Below are 20,420 nucleotides of genomic sequence, written 5' to 3'. Positions count from 1 at the left end.
AAGGCAGCCAGTGAAACCAAGGACAGCAGGCATCCTGGGGGGAACTGTCCTCGCCAGCCTTGTCATAGCGGTCGCTGCCGCAAGCGGCGTTCAACCCTTCACCGGGCCAGGAACGCCCAACGGCGGTCAAACCAGCACCACAGCCAGCCCTCCTGCGAGCTTTGACGCAGTGGCGTTGCGCCCCGTCGATGGTGGCGCGGACTACTACGCACAGTTCAGGGACAGCCTTCCCGCCGATCCAACGTACTTCCCCATCGCCGTATGGTTCGAAAGTGTCCTGGACAAGGGGAATATCGCCTTGGACACCGAAGCCGGGCTCAACACCTACGTCGAGCTAACCGCCAATTCCGACCTCCAACTGGTCAAGGCGTCGGGTATGTATGCCATCCCCACCTTCGACTCCGCGGATGCCTCAGGCTTCGCCCTCAGCGACGAAGTGGACATGTGGGCAGGACCGGGCAGCGCGCCGTGGACAGGCAAATATCCCGGTGAAGGTCCGCTCTGCGTACCGGAGGAAAGCAAATGCGGCTACACCGTCCAGAAGGAACGCCGCGCAGTAGCTCCACAAGGGGTCATGCTGTATGCCAACTACGGTAAAGGCGTGGCTTTCTGGCTTTCCGATGAGGAATCCGTGGAGTTCTTCAAAGGCATCCAGGACGTTGTCTCCGCAGATACCTACTGGTTCACGGACCCCAGTATCTGCGCCAAAGGTGAAGGCGGCGCGATCGTCGGCTACACACGTGACCTCACACAGGAAGAATGCAGGCTCGCCGCAAACTACGGCTGGACCATCGAACGCATCCGAAAACTGCAGGCAGCCGGAAACGCTACGCCCATCTGGGCCTTCGTGGAAGCCGGACACCCCTTCAAGGACTCGCCCAACGCCACAACCATCACTGCACCAGAGATTCGGGCAGCAGTATGGAGCAGCCTGATCCACGGCGCCAGGGGCGTGATCTACTTCAACCACAACTTCGGCGGGGACTGCATCTCCCAGCACGTACTCCGTGACTGCGGCACCCAAGTCCGGCCAACAGTAACGGCACTGAACAAACAAATCACAGAGCTTGCCCCTGTCCTCAACGGGCCCTTCCTCGACGGCGCCACCACGGCCACCGGCCCCGTGGACTTCACCACCAAACTGCACGACGACAAGGTCTACATCTTCGCCGGCGCCAACAAGCAGGCCGGCGGGCAGGCAACCTTCCACGTCCAGTGCGGCGGCAGCACCGCCGTCGTCCTCGACGAAAACCGGACCATTCCCGTGGTGGACGGCAGCTTCACAGACACCTTCTCCGACGGAAACGCCGTACACCTCTACCGCATCGAAGGCGGCGGGAGCTGCGGCTTCTGATTACCGGCTGCTGTCGTCCCGCTCCCAGGCGGTGGCAGGCCTGCGAGCCAACAGCGGACGACGGCGGCCGGCAGCAGCGAAGGCGGCGTAAACGGCGGCGTCAACGGCAGAAAGCGGACCCCTGACGGAGCAAAGCAGTTCCCGCACAGTCCGGGACGTCGTCGCCTCAGACTCCTGCCCGTCCTGTTGCGCATTTCCCCTGTAGCTCCGCCGCAGAACAGCAAGCAGGGAACCCCTGGTCCGCGGCGTCCTCACCACCACAGGCTCAGTGGGCAGGACTGCCTTCTCGTCCTCTGCGAAGAGCCGGTCCACGTAGTAGTCATCCCCGGTCAGGGCTGGAAACGCGCCCAGCCGATCATGCCCGCCCCTGCTGAGGGCATACGCCCCCGCACCCCAAAGGCCTTGGGCGTTGCCGGGTATCCGGCTCCTGGCCCTGTAATAGGACCGCACCAGCGCAGAGGCACCTCTGGTGTCATACCGGAAGGACGGACGGGCAGCAAGCAGCGGCCCGCCGTCAAGAGCCTTCAGGACCGTGTGGAGGGCCTCGGTGCTGACTTCGATGTCCGCATCGAGGTAAAGGCGGGGCCAACGGTTCGTCGCCTGATCTGCGGCGTTCAAAGCCGCGGTCTTGGAAGCAGCACCAACACGCAGGACCCGCACCCCCGGGAACGTCGACGCAATGGCCTCCGTCCCATCCGTACAGCCATTACACGCCACAATGACCTCAACAGTGCCCCACGCAATCACGCCCTCCAGCGACCCAAGGGTCCTGGCAATCACAGTGGCCTCATTATGCGCAGGAATGATCACGGCACCCGATGGCGGTCTCCCGCCAGCCATCCCAGCACCACCTCCACGGGTAGCCTGCGGCAACCCACGCCACCGCTTGCGGTCAAGCACAGCCAAGGCAGCCTCACGGTGCCCGGGCTTATGGAGACGGACAAGTTCCGAAGCCAAAACCACCGCAGTGAACGCCGTCAGCCTGCGCCGACCGCAATACTTCTCCGCATACCGCACCCGGTTGACAGACATCAGCGCCGTCAACTGCGGCGACGTACCGGAGCCCCCACGCTCATGCCACATCCGGGCGGAAGGCTCAAACCAGATCGAACGGCCCGTCTCCCGCACCCTTCGGCAATAGTCCGTCTCCTCCGAATACAGGAAAAACTGCTCATCCCAGTCACCCACCTCCCTCGTGGCATCCGCACGGATCAGCAGCGCCGCACCCGTCGCCCAATCAACACAGTGCGCATGCTGGTAACTCTCCGGATCAAAATCCATCTCGGACAACCACCCCGGCCTGCCCTGAACCCGGCCGCCCAGGGCCGCATCACCCAGCGCTCGCAGAACGCCCGGTTCGCGGCGCAGAGATGGGTACACGCTGCCGTCGTCGTCCAGAAGGACCGGAACTACCATTCCAGCGCCGGAGAGTGCCATTCTTCGGCGCAGGGCAGCAACCGCACCGGGCTCCACGCGCAGGTCCGGGTTGAGGATGAGGTAGGCGTCCGCGTCTCCGGCCATATGCATGGCAGCATTGATTCCGCCGGCGTATCCAAGGTTCCCCCCAGTGCTCACGGCGACGACGTCAGGATGCCGGGCCACTTCGGCCATGGTGAGGTTATCGGGGGAGTTATCGGCCACCACCACTTTCAGTGACTGCTCCCCGGTTTCCCCGCGCAGGCTGGAGACCAGGGCTTGGACGTCGTCGGCGTTGTTGTAGGTCACCACAATCACGGCGACGTCGGCCTTTGTCCCGGCCGGCAGGAACGATCCCGGAACACGGCTGGGCCCGTGCTCCGGGACGGCTGGGACTTCGGTTCGCGGGATCACGCCCGTTGAACCGGTCGCCGAAACGGGCAAAGCTGCACTACTGGACATCCGCAGGGTGAGGTATGCACCCGGTCCGTCCACCAGGTATCGCCGGGCCAGGCGTCGTGGTTCAAGCATCAAACGCCAGGCCCATTCCAGACCATGGGCACTCACCCATACCGGGGAGCGCTTGATCCGGCCGGCGAGGAAGTCAACAACGGCACCGAACGCGAGCAAAACCTTGGCCCCCGTCAACTGCCCGTACTCGGCAATCCAGAGCTCCTGCCGGGGTTTGCCCAAACCCACCACGAGGATGTCCGTACCGGAGGCGGCAATGTCAGCTGCCAAACGCGAGGATGCGGTCACATCACCAAGTACAGAACGCTCCGGGGCCCACCAACCTGCAACTATCAGGCCGGGACGCTCCCCGGCAAACCTGTTCCGGATGAGCCCTTGGGCTTCCGGCGATCCGCCCAGGAATCCCACGCGCAGCCCTTGCTCCTCGGCATGATCCAGCAAAGGGCCCACCAAATCGCTTCCCGCCAGGCGCGGCCAGGCACGGTCGGTGAGCCTCCCGGCTTCCGAAACCAGGGGCGCACCATCGAGCAGGGTCAGCCATTCAACTGATGCGGGCTGGTCCAGGGTGCCCACCCACCGGCTGCCGGCGCCGAAGTGCCGGATGTGATCGAGGTTGGCAGAACAAACACCCAGCGGTTTCGCATCAGCGGCCGTCGCGCGGCGCAGGATTTCACGCAAGGCGTCATCATTTTCCATCAGCTTTACGGGGGCTCCGCCGAGATTCACCCACCGATCATCAGGCGGGACTACAGGGGACCGCCCCTGGGGGGCGAACAGCGTGGCGCCGCCCTTGCTGTCCAAGGCAGGGTGACGCTGGGGGAGTACGTCTTTGCGGGGCGCGATCTTCGGCAGCAGCATTCTCGGCTCTCCAGGCTTCAGGGACCAACTCAGGGCACAACGATTGATGCCGGCGATCCGAGGCTGCTGCACTGCCTGGATCGCCGCGGACAGCGGGTGCTGCCCAACCAACTTGTTCACTTGAGTTGTCTCCCGGCCCCGCCACATTGTGGGCTGCCGTAGGGCAACTTTAGGCCGTTTTGCCGGACTCCGCTAGGGCTTCAGTGCCGCCACATAGTCAGCAAGCCGTTGGGCGGCGGCAGGCGGATCAAAACCGCTGGCTCGAATTCCTGACAGGTCCAGGACGCTGCTCTGCGGACGGGGAGCGGTGCCTGGCCTGAAGTACTCAGAGGTACTGACGGTCTGCACCAAACCGGGATCGGCCCCGCACAAGCGATACACCTCCCGGGCAATGTCGGCCCACGACTGCCGTTCGCCGCTGTTGCTGAGGTTGTACGTCCCATAAGGGGCCTTGGTTTCGAGCACATGCCGGATCCCCGCCGCGATGTCCGTGGCGAAAGTCAACCGGCCCCATTGGTCATCCACCACCGACGGTGAAACTCCGCGTGCCGCCAGCGCAGCCATGGTGCGGACAAAATTGCGGCCCTCGCCCACAACCCAACTGGTGCGCACAATGTAGTGGCGCGGCACCGTCGCCACGGCAACGTCGCCAGCAGCTTTGCTCTGGCCATAGACCCCCAGGGGCGAGGGGTCCTCATCTTCCCGGTGAACGTCCGCCGTGCCGTCGAACACATAGTCGCTGGAGATATGAACCAGCGTCAGGGAATGTTCGACGGCGGTCCTCGCCAACACGGCCACGGCAGTTGCGTTGATCCTCCAGGCAGCTGCGCGGCCGTCGGCGGTCTCTGCAGCGTCCACTGCCGTGAATGCTGCTGCGTTGATGATGGTGGAATACTTCCGCCAGTCGGTTGCCGCATACGATGCTTCCGACGTGATGTCGAACTGCTCCCTTCCCGCAAATTCCACCGTTTGATCACCTGCAAAAGAGGTCCGCAGGGCGTTTCCGAGCTGACCATCCGCGCCAAGGACCAGCGTCCGCCGCCTCTTCATGGGTTCCACTTCGGACAATCCCTGATGACTCCGGTCCTGTGGAGACACCACCGCTTTGTCCAAGGAAATCGGCCACGGGACAGCCACTTCTTCATCGGCCAAATTCAGGAAGGTGTAGTCCTTCTGTGCCTCCGCGCTCCAATGGTCGTTGACCAGATAGGTGTACGCGGTGTCGTCCTCAAGCGTCTGGAAGGCGTTGCCTACCCCTCGAGGGACGTAGATCGCGTCCTTGGCTGTCAGCTCCGCACAAAACAGCGTCCCAAAGGTGGGTCCTTCGCGCAGGTCCACCCACGCGCCGAAGATACGTCCGGAGGCGAGGGAAATGAATTTGTCCCATGGTTCGGCGTGAATGCCACGGGTGGTACCGCGGGCAGCATTGAAGGAAATATTGTTTTGCACCGGGCCGAAATCCGGCAGCCCAAGGTCCGCCATTTTCTTCCGGTGCCAGTTCTCCTTGAACCAGCCCCGGTCATCCCCATGAACCGGCAGCTCAAAAAGCAACAAGCCCGGGATAGGCGTAGTCCTTGTCCGCAATTGCTGTGCCGGTTCCACGGTTCAGTGGCCCTGACCCGCGTACTTGGATTCGGTCTCAGCCTTCTGTGGGCGCCACCAATCTTCGTTGTCCCTGTACCACTGCACGGTGTCAGCGATGCCGGCGTCGAAATCCGAATACCGCGGCGACCAGCCAAGTTCCCGCCTGAGTTTGCTTGAATCGATGGCGTAGCGAAGGTCGTGGCCTGGACGGTCACTCACCGGGTCGTAGGCATCGCGCGGCTGCCCCATCAGCGAAAGAATCATTTCCACGACCTCGCGGTTGGATCGTTCACCGTCGGCTCCTATCAGGTAAGTTTCACCAACGCGGCCGCGTTCGAGAATCGCCACCACGGCTGAGGAATGGTCCTCAACGTGAATCCAGTCCCGGACGTTGCGCCCATTGCCGTAAAGACGCGGCCGGGAACCTTCCAGAATGTTGGTGATCTGCCGGGGAATGAACTTCTCCACATGCTGGTAGGGGCCATAGTTATTGGAGCAATTGCTGATGGTCGCCTGGAGGCCGAATGACCTGACCCATGCGCGAACCAACATGTCCGAGCCTGCTTTCGTGGCCGAGTATGGGCTGGTTGGCCGATACACGGAATCTTCCGTAAAGCGGTGCGGATCATCCAGGGCCAGGTCTCCATAGACCTCATCCGTGGAGATGTGATGGAAACGCTTGCCGTGTTTGCGTGCGGCCTCAATGAGCGTGAAGGTACCCAGCAAGTTCGTGTCAACAAAAGGCCGGGGTTCCGCCAGCGAGTTGTCATTGTGGGACTCGGCCGCGAAATGTACTACCGCGTCCACGGCGGCAGTCAAAGGGTCAACCCTGGCGGCATCGCAGATGTCGCCTTGGACGAAGTCGAAGCGTTCGGGAGGCAGCCCGGCGAGCGATTCGATGCTGCCCGCATAGGTCAATTTGTCCAGGACCGTGACATGCAGGCCAGTGTGCTCCATGATGTAGTGGACAAAGTTGCATCCAATGAATCCGGCCCCGCCGGTGACAAGGATTCTCTGCATGGCCCTAGAGTAGCCGCCCGCGGCGAGACTGGGCACAGGTGAGGACGGCTGGTTTGCGAGGAATTGTTCTTGCAGGTGGAACGGGTTCGCGGCTCCACCCCATCACGCTCGGAATCAGCAAGCAGCTGGTTCCCGTGTTCGATAAGCCCATGATCTATTACCCCCTGTGCACGCTGATGCTCGCAGGGATCCGCGACATCCTGGTCATCACGACGCCAGGGGACGCAGCCCAGTTCCAGCGGCTCCTCGGCGATGGATCCCAGTTCGGCATCAACCTCAGCTATGCGGAGCAGCCGACGCCGGACGGCCTCGCCCAGGCTTTCATCCTTGGGGAGGATCACATTGGAAGCGGCAAAGTGGCGCTGATCCTCGGGGACAACATTTTCAACGGCCCCGGCATGGGCAACCAGCTGCGCCACTACGCCGACGTCGACGGCGGCGCCATCTTCGGTTATTGGGTCAAGGACCCGTCCGCCTATGGAGTGGTGGAATTCGACGACGAGGGGCTGGCGGTTTCCATCGAGGAGAAACCGACCGCGCCCAAGAGCAATTACGCGGTCCCCGGCTTGTATTTTTATGACAACAACGTGGTCGCCATGGCGAAAGACCTCCAGCCATCCCCTCGTGGGGAACTGGAGATCACGGACATCAACCGCAAGTACATGGAACTGGGCCAGTTGCACGTGCAGAAATTTCCGCGGGGTACCGCCTGGCTGGACACGGGAACCTTCAGCGACTTGAACGACGCCTCAAACTATGTCCGCACCACGGAGAACCGGCAGGGTCTGAAGATCGGCGCTCCGGAAGAAGTGGCGTGGCGGATGGGATACCTGAGCGACGACGAACTTCGCCAACAGGCTGCCAAACTCGCCAAGAGTGGGTACGGGAACTACCTTCTGGACATCCTGGACCGCCGATAGCACCGAACTACGTGGCGGACACGTCTTCGAGGGCTCGGGCAATTTCTGCGGGAAGAACGGTCAATTGCGCGTCCAGCAGTTCTTTGACTTGTACGGCATTCCTGGCGCCGACAACAGCTGTCGCGACGCCCGGGCGTGAGAGCAACCAGCTCAGGGAGACGTCCAGGGGAGACCGCCCCAGTCCGCGGGCGGCCATCGCCACCGCCTCCACCACCCGGGAGGCCTTCGGCTCGAGGTACGGCTCAACATAGGCCGCAAGACGGCTCTGCGCTGCCCTCGAATCGGCCGGAATCTGTCCACGGTATTTCCCGCTCAGGACGCCCCGACCCAGCGGCGCCCAGGCCATGAGCCCCAGCCCCGCGTCTTCCACGGCGGGAATCAGTTCCTCCTCAGCCCGGCGCTGGACCAGGGAGTATTCCGACTGGTTTGCCACCAGCGTGAATCCGGCCACGGCAGCGGCCTTGGCTGTCTGCCATCCGTTGTAGTTGGAAATTCCGACGTAGCGGGCACGGCCGCTGCGCTGGGCGAGTTCCAACGCTGACAGGGTTTCGTCCAAGGGAACATTGGCGTCCCACTCATGGGCGAACCAGATGTCGATGTAGTCCGTTCCCAGCCTGGCCAAGCTGGCATCCAGTGCGGACAGCATCGCCCCGCGGGAAGCGTTGATGCTGCGCCGGGAGTCCGACGACGACACACCGGCTTTGGTGGAGATGACCAGTTCGGAGCGGGCCACCACATCACCCAGCATGGAACCCAGCATCGCTTCGGCCTGGCCTTGCGCATAAGAAGCAGCGGTGTCAACCACAGTGCCTCCGGCAGCAACGAAAGCGTGCAGCACTTCGGCAGCGTCCTGTTCGTCTGTTTCCTGGGCCCAGGACATGGTTCCGAGGGACAAAGAGGACACACGGAACCCGCTGTTTCCGACATAACGCTGCTGCATAGCTGCTAGCTTACGGGCAGTTCCCAGTCTTCATGACGTAGGGTCTATTCACGTGAACTGGATAGAAGCAGCCTTGCTGGGCCTGGTGCAGGGCCTCACCGAATTCCTCCCGATCTCTTCAAGTGCGCACCTGCGGATTGTCGGCTCATTCCTTCCGGGTGCCGCCGACCCGGGTGCCGCCTTCACTGCGATCACGCAGCTGGGAACCGAAACCGCGGTCATCGTGTACTTCTGGCGCGACATCGTCAGAATCGTTCGCGCATGGTTTGGTTCCCTGACAGGGAAAGTGGAGCGCAGCAATCCGGATGCCCGCATGGGCTGGTTGGTCATTCTGGGCAGCCTGCCGATCATCGTCCTGGGCCTGTTGTTCCAGGACCAGATTGAGTCCGTGCTGCGCAGTATGTGGATCGTTGCCACCATGCTGATTGTGTTCGGCATGATCCTGGCTGTCGCCGATGCCATCGGCAGGCAGGAGAGGGACCTCACACAACTGAGCTACAAGCACGGCATCCTGTACGGCTTCGCGCAAGCCATGGCTTTGATTCCGGGCGTCTCCCGGTCAGGCGGAACCATCACGGCAGGGCTGCTCATGGGCTACACCCGTGAAGCTGCTGCGCGGTATTCGTTCCTTCTGGCCATTCCGGCTGTGTTCGGCAGTGGCCTCTACCAGCTCTACAAGACCATTTCGAATGAGGGGCTGTCCGGTCCTTACGGCCTTCCTGAGACCGCCCTCGCCACCGTCATCGCCTTTGTGGTGGGCTACGTCATCATCGGTTGGTTCCTGAAGTTCGTCTCCACGCGGAGCTACCGGCTCTTCGTTTGGTACCGGATTCTCCTTGGCCTGGCGTTGTATGTCCTGCTCGGTTTCAATGTGATCGACGCCTAGCACTATGGTTGAGTCGTGAAATCGTGGACCTCCCGCCCTGTTCCTGAGCTGCCCGGCAGCATGCCGCAACTTCGACTGTTCGACACAGCCCTTGGCCGTGTGGTGGAGGTTGAACGGCAGGCGGAACAATCCATGTACGTCTGCGGCATCACGCCGTATGACGCTACCCACATGGGACATGCGGCCAGCTACGTGGCCTTCGATCTCCTGAACCGGGTATGGCGCGACTCCGGTATCCGGGTGTCGTATGTCCAGAACGTCACGGACGTCGATGACCCCCTTCTGGAGCGCGCCACCGCCACGGGTGTGGACTGGCGCGACTTGGCGCAAAGCCAGATCGAGTTGTTCCAGACCGACATGGACGCACTCAACGTCCTGGCGCCAAACCACTACATCGGTGCTGTAGAGGCGATCCCGGACATTGTGCCCGCCATTGAACGCCTCATCGCCGACGGCGTCGCCTATCGCGTTCAAGGAGCGGACGGCGAACCCGACGGCGACGTGTATTACGACGTCGAAATGGCCGGCAAGCGCTCCGACGCCACCGACGCCTGGACCTTGGGCGATGTGTCAGGACTTGGCGAAGCGGAGATGCTGACCTTGTTCGCGGAGCGCGGCGGCGATCCTGCGAGGCCAGGCAAACGCAACGTCCTGGATCCTTTGCTCTGGCGTGTGGCCCGCGATGGCGAACCCAACTGGCCCGGGGCAACCCTTGGCGACGGACGGCCCGGTTGGCACATTGAATGTACGGTTATCGCACAGAAGTACCTCCCGGCACCCTTCACCGTCCAAGGCGGCGGATCAGACCTCATCTTCCCGCACCACGAAATGGGAGCCGGCCACGCGTACTCCCTTTCCGGTGTCCCGCTGGCACGGCACTACTCGCATGCCGGCATGGTGGGCTTGGACGGCGAGAAGATGAGCAAGTCCAAGGGCAACCTGGTTCTTGTCTCCAAGCTCCGCGCGGCCGGTGAGGAACCAGCAGCCATCCGCCTGGCCATTCTTGCCAACCATTACCGCTCTGACTGGTCGTGGACCGATGCGGAGTTCGCGGCCGCCAAAGACCGGCTGGCACAGTGGCGTGAGGCCGCGGAGCAAGCCCCGGCGGGCTCGGCAGGACCACTGGTGGCAGCCATGCGCCATGAGTTGGCCAATGACCTCAACGCTCCCGGAGCCATCGCCGCCGTCGACTACTGGGCAAAGGAAGCGCTGCGCTCGGGCGCGGACAAGTCCGCCCAGGACACAGCCTTGGTGATGGACGCCATCGACGCTTTGCTTGGCGTGGAACTCTAAGACGCGAAACCGCGCGAAACACCATCGGCACGAAACACCAACGGCCCTGACGCAATGTCAGGGCCGTTGCATGTTTTTGGGATTGGTTCTTACGGGCGCTCTTTGCCCCGCCGCTTAAGGTACCGCTCGAATTCGCGGGCAATGGATTCGCCGGAGGCTTCCGGCAGGTCCGCCGTGTCCTTCGCTTCCTCCAACTGCCGCACGTAGGCTGCAATCTCGGGGTCCTCGGTGGCGAGTTCGTCCACTCCGCGTTCCCAGGCCTCTGACTCTTCGGCTAACGCCTGGCTATCGAGGGGAACCTGGAGCAGGTCCTCCACCTTGTGCAGGATCGCCAGCTGGGCCTTGGGGGAGGGCGGCTGGGCAACGTAGTGCGGAACTGCCGCCCACAGGGAAACTGTCGGCAACCCCGCCAGCATGGCGAACTCCGCAAGCACGCCGACAATACCTACAGGCCCCTCGTACTGGGATGCCTCGAGGTTCAGGCGCTCCCGCAGCGAGCTGTCCTCGGTGGTGGTGCTCACCGGAATAGGTCGGCTATGGGGGACGTCGGCAAGCAAGGCGCCAATCAGGATCACGGAGTCCACCTTGAGTGCTTCCGCGTGGACCAGCAATTCGGTGGTGTATGCCCGCCAACGGTATGAGGGTTCAGTGCCGAGTACGAAGACCACATCCACGTTGCTGTCCGGAACCGCTGCCTTGTAGATCCGGGTGGAGGGCCACTTGACCTTGCGGGCACCCGAGGATGTACGGCGCACGGTGGGCCGGGTGAACTGGAAGTCGTAGTATTCCTCGGCGTCCACCGTGGCAACCTTCTTGCCGTCCCAGAGCTTGTTCAAATAGTGCAGCGCATCGCTGGCGGCCTCGCCGGCATCATTCCAGCCCTCGAATGCGGCGAGCATTACGGTGACACGCTGGCCTTCCGCGGGTTCCTTGAGGAAACGCTCGGGCTCCGCGGTGATGTCCTGCCCTTCGGGGGTCCCGTCCACACTGTTCATCCACTCACCCTACGTCCAAGACCCTTGCGGATGCATGGCATTTGACGTCAATGCGTGTCTCCGATTCGCCCACAGCGCAAAGCACGGACGGCCGTCGGCCAGGTTCCACGTAGACTGGAAACCATGCATTCGTTACCCAGCCAGCCCCTCCTCAAAGCCGTGCTCTGGGATATGGATGGCACACTCGTTGACACCGAGCCCTATTGGATCGCTGCCGAACGCGCGCTTGTGGAGTCCCATGGCGGAAGCTGGTCGCACCAGCAGGCCATGCAGCTGGTGGGGCAGTCATTGTTGCACTCGGCCGCTGTCCTTCAAGCCGCGGGCGTCCGGCTTGAAGCCCGCGAAATCGTAGACACGCTCAGCGCCCAGGTCATCACACAGGTCCGCAATGAAGTCCCGTGGCGTCCAGGGGCGCGTGAACTCCTGGATGAACTTCATCAGGCCGGCATCCGCTGCGCCTTGGTGACCATGTCCGAGGGCCCCCTCGCTGGAGTTGTGGTGGAAAGCCTTCCCAAGCCCTACTTCGAGTTCATGGTTACGGGGGATACCGTCGCCAACGGAAAGCCGCACCCCGAGGCGTACCTCACGGCCGTCGAACGGCTCCGCCTGGATGACCCGTCCCTGACCATCAATCATTGCGTCGCCCTGGAAGACTCCGTACCAGGGGCAACGGCTGCCATCGCCTCTGGCGTGGTGACGGTAGGAATTCCCCACCAAGTACCCCTGCCCCAGGACCACCGCATGATCATGTGGGACACCTTGGTTGACCGGACTGCATCGGATGTCCAGCAATTGGTCGTTGACCGCTTCGCAGCCGGGAACCTGCTTGAAGGGGCCAACTAGGTGAGCAGTTCCTCCACGCCCCACCACGCCGCCACCAAAAAGGACGGCATTCCCCTCGGAAAGATCGCCGGTATTCCGGTTTACCTGGCGTACTCGTGGTTCGTGATTGCCGGCTTCACGGTGATTGTCTACGGCCCGGCACTGCTGATACGGATGCCGGAGCTCGGCCTGGGGGCGTACTTCGTGGCCTTGGGTTATGCCCTGCTGCTCGCCGTCTCGGTTCTGGTCCATGAATTGGCACACGCGCTCAGCGCAAAGGCCTTCAACTGGCCGACGGAAAAGATCGTGCTGAACCTCTGGGGCGGACATACCCAATTCGAGAATTTCACGGCTTCACCGGGACGTTCGGTGGTGGTCGCCTTGGCCGGACCAGCCTCCAACTTCGTCCTCGCGGCCGGAATGTGGGGCGTTCTTTCTTCCGGCGGCTTAAGCGGCGTATCGGAAATCCTTGCCAACATCCTGATGTGGGCCAACCTCCTGATCGGCTTGTTCAATGTCCTTCCCGGTTTGCCCCTGGACGGCGGCCGCTTGGTTGAATCGGCGGTGTGGAAAGCAACCGGAAGCCAGGACAAGGGCACGATCGCCGCCGGGTGGTCTGGCCGCATCATCGTTGCCGCATTGGTCATCTGGTTCATCGGACTGCCGCTTATCAGCGGCACGCCCCTGGACATCAGCCTCACACTTATTACCGTCCTCGTCTGCGGCTTCCTCTGGATGGGGGCATCCAGTTCGATCCACCACGCCAAGCTCCGCAGCCGCCTCTACCTCGTGAGTGCCGCTGGACTGGCAGAGCGCGCCGTTGGCGTGCCGAACTCGGCCACCGTCGCAGACGTCCTGGACATTTCGCCGGCCGGGAGTCCCGCCGTCGTGATTTGCGGACCGGATGGCAAGCCGCAGGGCGTGGTCGACTTCGGAGCAGCAGCCGCTGTGCCTCCGCAATCAACGACGACGACGCCAGTCACCGCAGTAGCGCACGCCCTCGGCGCCGGGGCGTATGTCCCGGAATGGTCCAAGGGCCAGGAATTGATCCAGTACTTGGCACGACTGGAGGGCGGCGAATACGCTGTGGTGGATCACAACGGAATCGTCACGGGCCTTCTCCGCCAGCAAGCAGTAGTGACGGCCATTACAGGTAAGGAAGCCCGCCGGAGCGGGCGCGCCTGACACCCTTGCCGGTAGAGTTGCATGCCGGCGGTTTTACCGAAGAACCCATGGATTTTTGGCGCCCACCCGCCGGCAAGACGTTGCGGCACAGCCGTACAGGAGCGAGGAACAGTACATGAGCAGCGAAACCGCCGCCCCCGAAGCAAGCGCAGGCACCCACGAGGCAGGCACCGGCCAGGCCATGCAGCCGACGGGTGCCGCGCGCCGCCGCGGGCCTTTCCGCGTCGGCGAGCGGGTCCAGCTCACGGATGAACGCGGCCGCATGAACACCATCACCCTGGAGGTCGGCGGCGCTTTCCACACCCACCGCGGCTTCCTGAACCATGATGAGATCATCGGCAAGGTGGATGGCTCCGTAGTCAGCAACAACGTTGGCCAGCAGTATCAGACCCTGCGTCCGCTGCTCTCCGACTTCGTCTTGTCCATGCCCCGTGGCGCCGCTGTTGTGTATCCGAAGGACGCGGGCCAGATCGTCACGATGGCGGACGTCTTCCCCGGAGCACGCGTCGTTGAGGCCGGAGTCGGGTCCGGCGCACTCTCCATTTCCCTGCTGCGCGCCGTGGGCGACGGAGGCTACCTCCACTCCTTTGAGCGTCGCGAAGAATTCGCGGACATCGCCCGCGGAAACGTGGAGACCATCTTCGGCGGACCGCACCCCGCATGGCAGATCTCGCTGGGCGACTTCCAGGAAGAGGTGGTCAAAGCCGAGGCCCCTGGCTCGGTTGACCGCGTAGTGCTGGACATGCTCGCGCCCTGGGAATGCCTGGATGCTGTTGCCACGGTCCTTGCTCCCGGTGGGGTCTGGATCAACTACGTAGCAACCGTCACGCAGTTGTCCCGCACGGCCGAGGCCATCCGCGCTGATGGCCGCTTCACTGAGCCTGACGCCTGGGAGTCCATGGTTCGCGGATGGCACCTTGAAGGTCTGGCCGTACGGCCGGACCACCGCATGGTGGCCCATACCGGATTCCTGCTGGTCACACGCCGCCTCGCCGATGGAGTCACTGGAATCTCCGTCAAGCGCCGCCCGTCCAAGACCGAGTTCAGCGCAGAGGACCTCAACGCGTGGACGCCTGGCGCTGTGGGGGAGCGCTCCGTCTCGGACAAAAAACTCCGCCGGGCAGCCCGCGACGCCATCGCCGGAACCAACGTCCAGGATGATCCCTCAGTCACAAACTGAGAAAGGTCACAATAGGGTCCGCATTCCGGATGTCACCAAGCACCCTGCGCTTTTCGGGACTAAGGTCTTGTTAAGCGCAGGAAGGGGCTGATGAATCGTGGATACGTCAAACAACGACCTTGGACGGCCAACGCCGGAAGAAGCACACGCTGCAGCGGAAGAAGCGGCAAGCCGGGGGCTTGCAGCTGTCCAACCGCCCGACCCCTCGAGTGAACTGACTGTTGCCGAACGGCAAATCAATATCCTCCGGGACAAGCTTCGCCACATTGACCGCCAATTGGCAGCTGCTACCCAGAACAACGGCAAGCTTGTGAGCATGCTGGAAACGGCCAAGACCGAGATTCTCCGCTTGAAGGGTGCCTTGGAGCAGGAGGGCCAACCGCCCTACAGCTTCGGAACCGTGGTGCAGATCAACCCACGGAAGCAGGCAGTCGCCGGGAGCTCCGGGCAGGCTGCTACCGAAGAGTCCGTGGATATCTTCAACGCGGGCCGCAAGATGCGTGTAGGCGTCAGCCCGTTGGTCAACCTCAACCAGCTGGCAGTCGGGCAGGAAGTCCTCTTGAACGAGGCGCTCCTGGTGGTGGCAGGACTGGGCTATGAACGCGCCGGCGAACTGGTCACCCTCAAGGAAATGTTGGGCAAAGACCGCGCCCTTGTGGTGGGTCGAGCCGACGAGGAACGCGTAGTCCGGCTTTCCGGTGCACTTCAAAGTGTCCACCTGAAGGTCGGCGACGCACTGTCGCTTGACTCGCGGACCGGCTACGCCCTGGAGAAGGTTCCGCGCGCCGAGGTGGAGAACCTCGTCCTCGAAGAAGTCCCGGATATTACGTACCAGGACATCGGCGGCCTCGGCCCACAGATCGAGCAGATCCGCGACGCCGTAGAGCTGCCCTTCCTGCACCCGGACCTCTACCGCGAGCACGGGTTAAAGGCTCCCAAGGGCATCTTGCTGTATGGCCCTCCGGGTTGCGGCAAGACCCTGATCGCCAAGGCGGTAGCGAATTCCCTCGCCGCCCGCGCCGCCGAGCGCGCCGGCAACACTGACCTCAAGAGTTACTTCCTGAACATCAAGGGCCCGGAGCTCCTGGACAAGTATGTGGGTGAGACTGAGCGGCACATCCGCCTCATCTTCTCCCGTGCCCGTGAAAAGGCTTCGGATGGCAGCCCCGTCGTCGTCTTCTTCGATGAGATGGACTCACTGTTCCGCACCCGCGGTACCGGAGTTTCATCCGACGTCGAAACCACTATCGTGCCCCAGTTGCTGAGCGAGATCGACGGCGTGGAGCGTCTGGACAATGTCATTGTCATTGGCGCCTCCAACCGTGAGGACATGATCGATCCCGCTATTCTTCGCCCCGGTCGCCTCGATGTGAAAGTGAAGATCCAACGCCCGGACGCCGAGGCAGCAGCGGACATATTTGCCAAGTACATCACCACGGATCTGCCCTTCCACGCCCAGGACCTGGCCGAGTACGGCGGAGACGTTCAGGCAACTGTCGATGCCATGGTGCAGCGCACGGTCGAAGCTATGTATTCCACGGAGAAATCCAACGAGTACCTCGAAGTCACCTACGCCAACGGTGATACCGAGATGCTCTACTTCAAGGACTTCAACTCCGGCGCCGTGGTGCAGAACGTGGTGGACCGCGCCAAGAAATACGCCATCAAGGACCTCCTGACCAACAACCAAAAGGGCCTGCGGATCGAGCACCTCCTGCGAGCCGTGGTTGACGAGTTCCGCGAGCATGAGGACATGCCGAACACCACCAACCCGGACGACTGGGCCAGGATCTCGGGCAAGAAGGGTGAACGGATTACGTACATCCGCACTATTGTCCAGGGCAAGGCCGGCCAGGAACCAGGCAAGTCGATTGAAACCACCGCCAACACGGGCCAGTACCTGTGACAGCAAGACCCGAGGGTACGCCTGCTGAAAAGTTGCCCGCCGGCGGCGCCATGCGTGTCATGGGCTCGGAAACTGAATACGGAATCCATGCGCCGTCGGCGCCCGGGGCGAATGCCACCATGATGTCCGCGAGGATCATCCAGGCGTACGCCACAGTTACACGGCAGCGGGCAGCCGGGGGAGCCGAGACTCGCTGGGACTACACCGACGAGGAACCGTTGCACGATGCCCGCGGTTGGACCTTGGACAGGTCTGCCGCGGATCCCAGCCAGCTGACGGACCAGCCGCCAGTGCTCGACGCCGAAGCTGTCGCCTTGGCGTACGGTCGCCAGGAACTGGAGCTCGATGGAGCCGACGAGTCCGGTTCCCTGCTGATGAACATGGTCCTCGGCAACGGAGCACGCCTGTACGTGGACCACGCGCACCCTGAGTATTCAAGCCCGGAAGTGACGAATCCGCGCGACGCCGTCGCTTGGGATGCTGCCGGTGACCTGGTGGCTCTGGCAACGGTCCGGAAAGTCGCGGCTGACACCAGCTTGCCTCCCATCAACCTGTACAAGAACAACACGGACAACAAGTCCGTCTCCTACGGGTCCCATGAGAACTACCTCATGCCGCGATCCGTGCCGTTCGGTGACATCATCCGTGGCCTGACACCGTTCTTCGTGTCCCGCCAAGTGGTGTGTGGTGCCGGACGGGTTGGACTGGGACAGGACAGCTCTACCCCTGGCTACCAGATCAGCCAACGGGCGGACTTCTTCGAGGCAGAGGTGGGGCTGGAAACAACCATCCGGCGTCCCATCATCAACACCAGGGACGAGCCCCACGCAACGGCTGACAAGTACCGCCGCCTCCACGTGATCATCGGAGACGCCAACCTCAGCCAGGCCTCGAACTACCTCAAGTTCGGTACCACAGCCATGGTCCTAAGCCTCATAGAGGCCGGGCAGGCTCCAAAGATCGAGGTTCACGAGCCCGTCCAGGCGCTCCAAGCGATCAGCCACGACACGACGCTCACAGCTACAGTAAGGTTGCTCGACGGCCGAAGAGTGACGGCCCTTGACATCCAATGGATGTATTACGAGGCAGCGGCCAAACTTGCGCAGGAGACAGGCGTGGCGGACTCGGTTACCGGCGATGGCCACACCCACGAAGTCCTGGCGCACTGGGAATCTACACTGACGACGCTGGGCAGCGACATCAGTGCCGCTGCCTCGTCCGTCGAATGGGTAGCCAAGAGATCGCTTCTGGAAGGCTACCGAAACCGTGACGGACTTGAGTGGGACGACGCCAGGCTCGGTTTGGTGGACCTGCAGTGGTCGGATATCCGGCCGGAAAAGGGCTTGTACTACAGGCTGCTGTCCAGGGACCGCATGATGCGGATCGTCGACGACGGCGACATCGCCCGGGCGGTGACCGAGCCGCCGTCGGACACCCGCGCGTACTTCCGCGGAAGGTGTGTTTCCAGGTTTGGCAAAGACGTGGTCGGCGCCAGTTGGGACTCGGTAATTTTCGACGTTCCCGGGTTGGGAAAACTGCAGAGGGTGCCTACCCGTGAACCGCTGCGTGGAACCCGGGCGTTGACCGGCGCATTGTTCGACCGTCACCAGGACGCCGGCTCATTCCTCGCCGATTTGATGGGCCAAAACCCGCCGCCGGCCAGGAGCTGAGGCTGAAACGGCACAGCGACATTCGTGCCCGTCCAAAGCCGTACGCAGCAGCCCACAGCGTGGCAATATGGCAGTAGGAAGTCTCCGGCATCAGGAGACTGACAGTAGGGAGAAAGAAAATGGCAGCTCAGGAGCAGCAACAACCGCAGTCAAGGGAAACCGAAACTGAAGTAGACGTGCCGGAGGCCCCACCCGCAGCGCCCGGGGCACAGGCATCGGACGCAACGCAAGGCGTGGATGACCTCCTCGATGAAATCGACGGCGTCCTGGAATCGAACGCTGAAGAGTTCGTCCGGGCATTCGTGCAAAAGGGCGGCCAGTAACCAGACCCACCCCGTAAGTACTGCCCGGTCGGCGTGAGGCCGCCGGGCATCGGAACGCAGAGTCGAAGGAGTGCAGCAATGCAGGACCCATCAACCGGCCCCCTGGCCACCCAGGCAACGTCTTCCTTTACGGAGCATCTCCAACGCTCGCGTCCCGAACTACTTCCATTCAGCCAATCATTGCCAGCCGGCATGGTTCCTTCGTCGCCTCACGCCACCACCATCGTGGCGCTGACATATGCGGGAGGTGTCCTGATGGCTGGAGACCGCCGGGCCACCATGGGCAACGTCATCGCCAGCAGGCACATCGAGAAAGTGTTTCCCGCCGACGAGTATTCTGTCCTGGGTATCGCCGGCACGGCGGGCCTGGCCATCGACATCACGCGGCTTTTCCAGGTTGAACTGGAGCACTACGAGAAAATCGAGGGCACGCTCCTGAGCCTGGTGGGCAAAGCCAACCGCCTGGGGGCAATGATCCGCGGGAACCTGCCCATGGCAATGCAGGGTATGGCGGTCATTCCGTTGTTCGCAGGGTTCGACCAAGTGTCCGGAGTCGGCCGGTTGTTCTCCTACGACGTCACCGGCGGCCGCTACGAAGAGCAGGAACACCACTCGGTTGGTTCCGGCTCGGTGTTCGCCCGCGGCGCCCTGAAGAAGCTGTGGAAGCCGAATCTCTCCGAAGAAGCCGCAGTGGCAGTGGCAGTGGAGGCGCTCTACGATGCTGCTGACGACGACTCCGCCACCGGCGGACCTGACCCGGTCCGCCAACTGTGGCCTGTTGTCTACACTGTCAACCGTGCCGGCAACCGCCGCGTTCCGGAACGCGACCTGGCCGCCATAGCCGGCGCCATCGTCGAATCGCGGGCCATCGCCGGACGGGAGGCCTGAGATGACCCAGCAGTTCTACGTCTCTCCCGAACAGCTGATGAAGGACCGTGCTGACTTTGCACGGAAAGGCATCGCACGGGGCCGGTCGGTGGTGGTGATCAGTTGCGCCGACGGCATCGCCTTGATCGCGGAGAATCCGTCGCCCTCGCTGCACAAGATCGGCGAGATCTACGACAAAATCGCTTTCGCAGCAGTGGGCAAGTACAACGAATTCGAAAGCCTCCGGCAAGCAGGTGTCCGTTACGCCGACGTCCGCGGATACTCCTACGATCGTGAAGATGTCACCGCCCGCGGTCTGGCCAGCGTGTATGCCCAGAGTCTGGGCGCCGTGTTCACGGCGGAACAGAAACCGTTTGAAGTGGAACTGGCAGTCGCCGAAGTGGGTCTGGCACAGGAACAGGACCACCTTTACCGTCTGACCTTCGATGGCTCAATTGCCGATGAGAACGGCTTCGTTGTCATGGGCGGGCTTGCAGACCAGATTTCCGACGTCGTCAGTGGGGCTTGGGAGCCCGAGCTCAGCCTGGCCGGGGCCATGCGTTTGGCACTGCGCGCCCTGGCTGCTGACAAGGAGGCTGACGCGCTGCCGTCTACCGCCGTCGAGGCTGCAGTCCTGTACCGCGGGTCCGAAAGCCACCGCGGTTCCCGTAGGGCGTTCCGCCGGCTGTTGCCTGAGGACATGACCCTGTTGCTCGCCGAGGAGGCTTGA

General features: G+C 62.7%; 17 protein-coding genes. 12 read left to right on the top strand and 5 right to left on the bottom strand.

Going from position 1 to position 20,420, the window contains the following annotated elements:
- The first annotated feature begins 10 nt into the window (after nt 1–10).
- On the top strand, nt 11–1,354 hold the full coding sequence (locus GVL04_RS03375; RefSeq protein WP_159699570.1) for a hypothetical protein: 1,344 nt from the start codon (nt 11–13) through the stop codon (nt 1,352–1,354).
- On the opposite strand, the gene GVL04_RS03370 is transcribed toward GVL04_RS03375, so the two are convergent.
- The 3 genes from GVL04_RS03370 to rfbB form a co-directional block, all read right to left on the bottom strand.
- On the bottom strand, nt 1,355–4,219 hold the full coding sequence (locus GVL04_RS03370) for a WecB/TagA/CpsF family glycosyltransferase (RefSeq protein ID WP_327785610.1): 2,865 nt from the start codon (nt 4,217–4,219) through the stop codon (nt 1,355–1,357).
- Nucleotides 4,220–4,291: 72 nt separating this feature from the next.
- Nucleotides 4,292–5,701 carry a bifunctional dTDP-4-dehydrorhamnose 3,5-epimerase family protein/NAD(P)-dependent oxidoreductase gene (locus GVL04_RS03365; protein ID WP_159699567.1) on the bottom strand — a complete coding sequence of 470 codons (1,410 nt, stop codon included), beginning with the start codon at nt 5,699–5,701 and terminating at the stop codon, nt 4,292–4,294.
- Nucleotides 5,702–5,704: 3 nt separating this feature from the next.
- Entirely contained in the window at nt 5,705–6,703 is a 999-nt protein-coding gene (gene rfbB, locus GVL04_RS03360) for a dTDP-glucose 4,6-dehydratase (RefSeq protein WP_159699564.1), read from the bottom strand.
- Between the two features lie 53 nt (nt 6,704–6,756).
- Between rfbB and rfbA the strand changes: the two genes are divergently transcribed.
- Entirely contained in the window at nt 6,757–7,623 is an 867-nt protein-coding gene (gene rfbA, locus GVL04_RS03355) for a glucose-1-phosphate thymidylyltransferase RfbA (protein WP_159699561.1), read from the top strand.
- A 7-nt stretch (nt 7,624–7,630) separates the two neighbouring features.
- Here rfbA and GVL04_RS03350 read toward each other — a convergent pair whose 3' ends face one another.
- Nucleotides 7,631–8,563 (bottom strand): aldo/keto reductase, encoded by a 933-nt coding sequence (locus tag GVL04_RS03350; RefSeq protein ID WP_159699558.1) that lies wholly within the window; start codon nt 8,561–8,563, stop codon nt 7,631–7,633.
- A 52-nt stretch (nt 8,564–8,615) separates the two neighbouring features.
- On the opposite strand from GVL04_RS03350, the gene GVL04_RS03345 reads away from it, so the two are divergent.
- Nucleotides 8,616–9,449 (top strand): undecaprenyl-diphosphate phosphatase, encoded by an 834-nt coding sequence (locus tag GVL04_RS03345; protein WP_159699555.1) that lies wholly within the window; start codon nt 8,616–8,618, stop codon nt 9,447–9,449.
- 15 nt (nt 9,450–9,464) lie between these two features.
- Nucleotides 9,465–10,742, top strand: a complete 1,278-nt coding sequence (gene mshC / locus GVL04_RS03340) for a cysteine--1-D-myo-inosityl 2-amino-2-deoxy-alpha-D-glucopyranoside ligase (protein WP_159699552.1) — start codon at nt 9,465–9,467, stop codon at nt 10,740–10,742.
- An 89-nt stretch (nt 10,743–10,831) separates the two neighbouring features.
- Here mshC and GVL04_RS03335 read toward each other — a convergent pair whose 3' ends face one another.
- Nucleotides 10,832–11,737, bottom strand: a complete 906-nt coding sequence (locus tag GVL04_RS03335) for a PAC2 family protein (protein ID WP_159699549.1) — start codon at nt 11,735–11,737, stop codon at nt 10,832–10,834.
- A 123-nt stretch (nt 11,738–11,860) separates the two neighbouring features.
- Here GVL04_RS03335 and GVL04_RS03330 point away from each other — a divergent pair, with 123 nt between their 5' ends.
- The 8 genes from GVL04_RS03330 to prcA all read left to right on the top strand — a co-directional run bounded on the left by GVL04_RS03330 (nt 11,861) and on the right by prcA (nt 20,420).
- On the top strand, nt 11,861–12,580 hold the full coding sequence (locus GVL04_RS03330) for an HAD family phosphatase (RefSeq protein ID WP_159699546.1): 720 nt from the start codon (nt 11,861–11,863) through the stop codon (nt 12,578–12,580).
- Nucleotides 12,581–13,744 carry a site-2 protease family protein gene (locus GVL04_RS03325; protein ID WP_159699543.1) on the top strand — a complete coding sequence of 388 codons (1,164 nt, stop codon included), beginning with the start codon at nt 12,581–12,583 and terminating at the stop codon, nt 13,742–13,744.
- Between the two features lie 115 nt (nt 13,745–13,859).
- Complete coding sequence (locus tag GVL04_RS03320; RefSeq protein WP_159699540.1) at nt 13,860–14,924, top strand: tRNA (adenine-N1)-methyltransferase; 1,065 nt, start codon at nt 13,860–13,862, stop codon at nt 14,922–14,924.
- Nucleotides 14,925–15,021: 97 nt separating this feature from the next.
- On the top strand, nt 15,022–16,830 hold the full coding sequence (arc, locus tag GVL04_RS03315) for a proteasome ATPase (protein ID WP_159699537.1): 1,809 nt from the start codon (nt 15,022–15,024) through the stop codon (nt 16,828–16,830).
- Between the two features lie 50 nt (nt 16,831–16,880).
- A complete protein-coding gene (gene dop / locus GVL04_RS03310; RefSeq protein ID WP_159699949.1) occupies nt 16,881–18,500 on the top strand; it encodes a depupylase/deamidase Dop in 1,620 nt (539 codons plus the stop codon).
- A 119-nt stretch (nt 18,501–18,619) separates the two neighbouring features.
- Nucleotides 18,620–18,823 carry a ubiquitin-like protein Pup gene (locus GVL04_RS03305; protein ID WP_159699534.1) on the top strand — a complete coding sequence of 68 codons (204 nt, stop codon included), beginning with the start codon at nt 18,620–18,622 and terminating at the stop codon, nt 18,821–18,823.
- Nucleotides 18,824–18,901: 78 nt separating this feature from the next.
- Nucleotides 18,902–19,711 (top strand): proteasome subunit beta, encoded by an 810-nt coding sequence (gene prcB / locus GVL04_RS03300; RefSeq protein WP_159699531.1) that lies wholly within the window; start codon nt 18,902–18,904, stop codon nt 19,709–19,711.
- A 1-nt stretch (nt 19,712) separates the two neighbouring features.
- On the top strand, nt 19,713–20,420 hold the full coding sequence (gene prcA / locus GVL04_RS03295; RefSeq protein WP_159699528.1) for a proteasome subunit alpha: 708 nt from the start codon (nt 19,713–19,715) through the stop codon (nt 20,418–20,420).

Origin of the sequence: Arthrobacter sp. 18067, assembly GCF_902706295.1 — a bacterium.
GTDB lineage: Bacteria > Actinomycetota > Actinomycetes > Actinomycetales > Micrococcaceae > Arthrobacter.
The sequence above is the reverse complement of the archived record's forward strand: the minus strand, read 5'-3'. Positions and strand labels throughout refer to the sequence as shown.

Excerpts from the sequence above, each read along its gene's own strand:
- rfbB (WP_159699564.1), bottom strand. The coding sequence starts at position 6,703 with ATGCAGAGAATCCTTGTCACCGGCGGGGCCGGATTCATTGGATGCAAC.
- GVL04_RS03350 (WP_159699558.1), bottom strand. The coding sequence starts at position 8,563 with ATGCAGCAGCGTTATGTCGGAAACAGCGGGTTCCGTGTGTCCTCTTTG.
- GVL04_RS03335 (WP_159699549.1), bottom strand. The coding sequence starts at position 11,737 with ATGAACAGTGTGGACGGGACCCCCGAAGGGCAGGACATCACCGCGGAG.
- GVL04_RS03330 (WP_159699546.1), top strand. The coding sequence starts at position 11,861 with ATGCATTCGTTACCCAGCCAGCCCCTCCTCAAAGCCGTGCTCTGGGAT.
- GVL04_RS03320 (WP_159699540.1), top strand. The coding sequence starts at position 13,860 with ATGAGCAGCGAAACCGCCGCCCCCGAAGCAAGCGCAGGCACCCACGAG.
- dop (WP_159699949.1), top strand. The coding sequence starts at position 16,881 with ATGCGTGTCATGGGCTCGGAAACTGAATACGGAATCCATGCGCCGTCG.
- GVL04_RS03305 (WP_159699534.1), top strand. The coding sequence starts at position 18,620 with ATGGCAGCTCAGGAGCAGCAACAACCGCAGTCAAGGGAAACCGAAACT.
- prcB (WP_159699531.1), top strand. The coding sequence starts at position 18,902 with ATGCAGGACCCATCAACCGGCCCCCTGGCCACCCAGGCAACGTCTTCC.
- prcA (WP_159699528.1), top strand. The coding sequence starts at position 19,713 with ATGACCCAGCAGTTCTACGTCTCTCCCGAACAGCTGATGAAGGACCGT.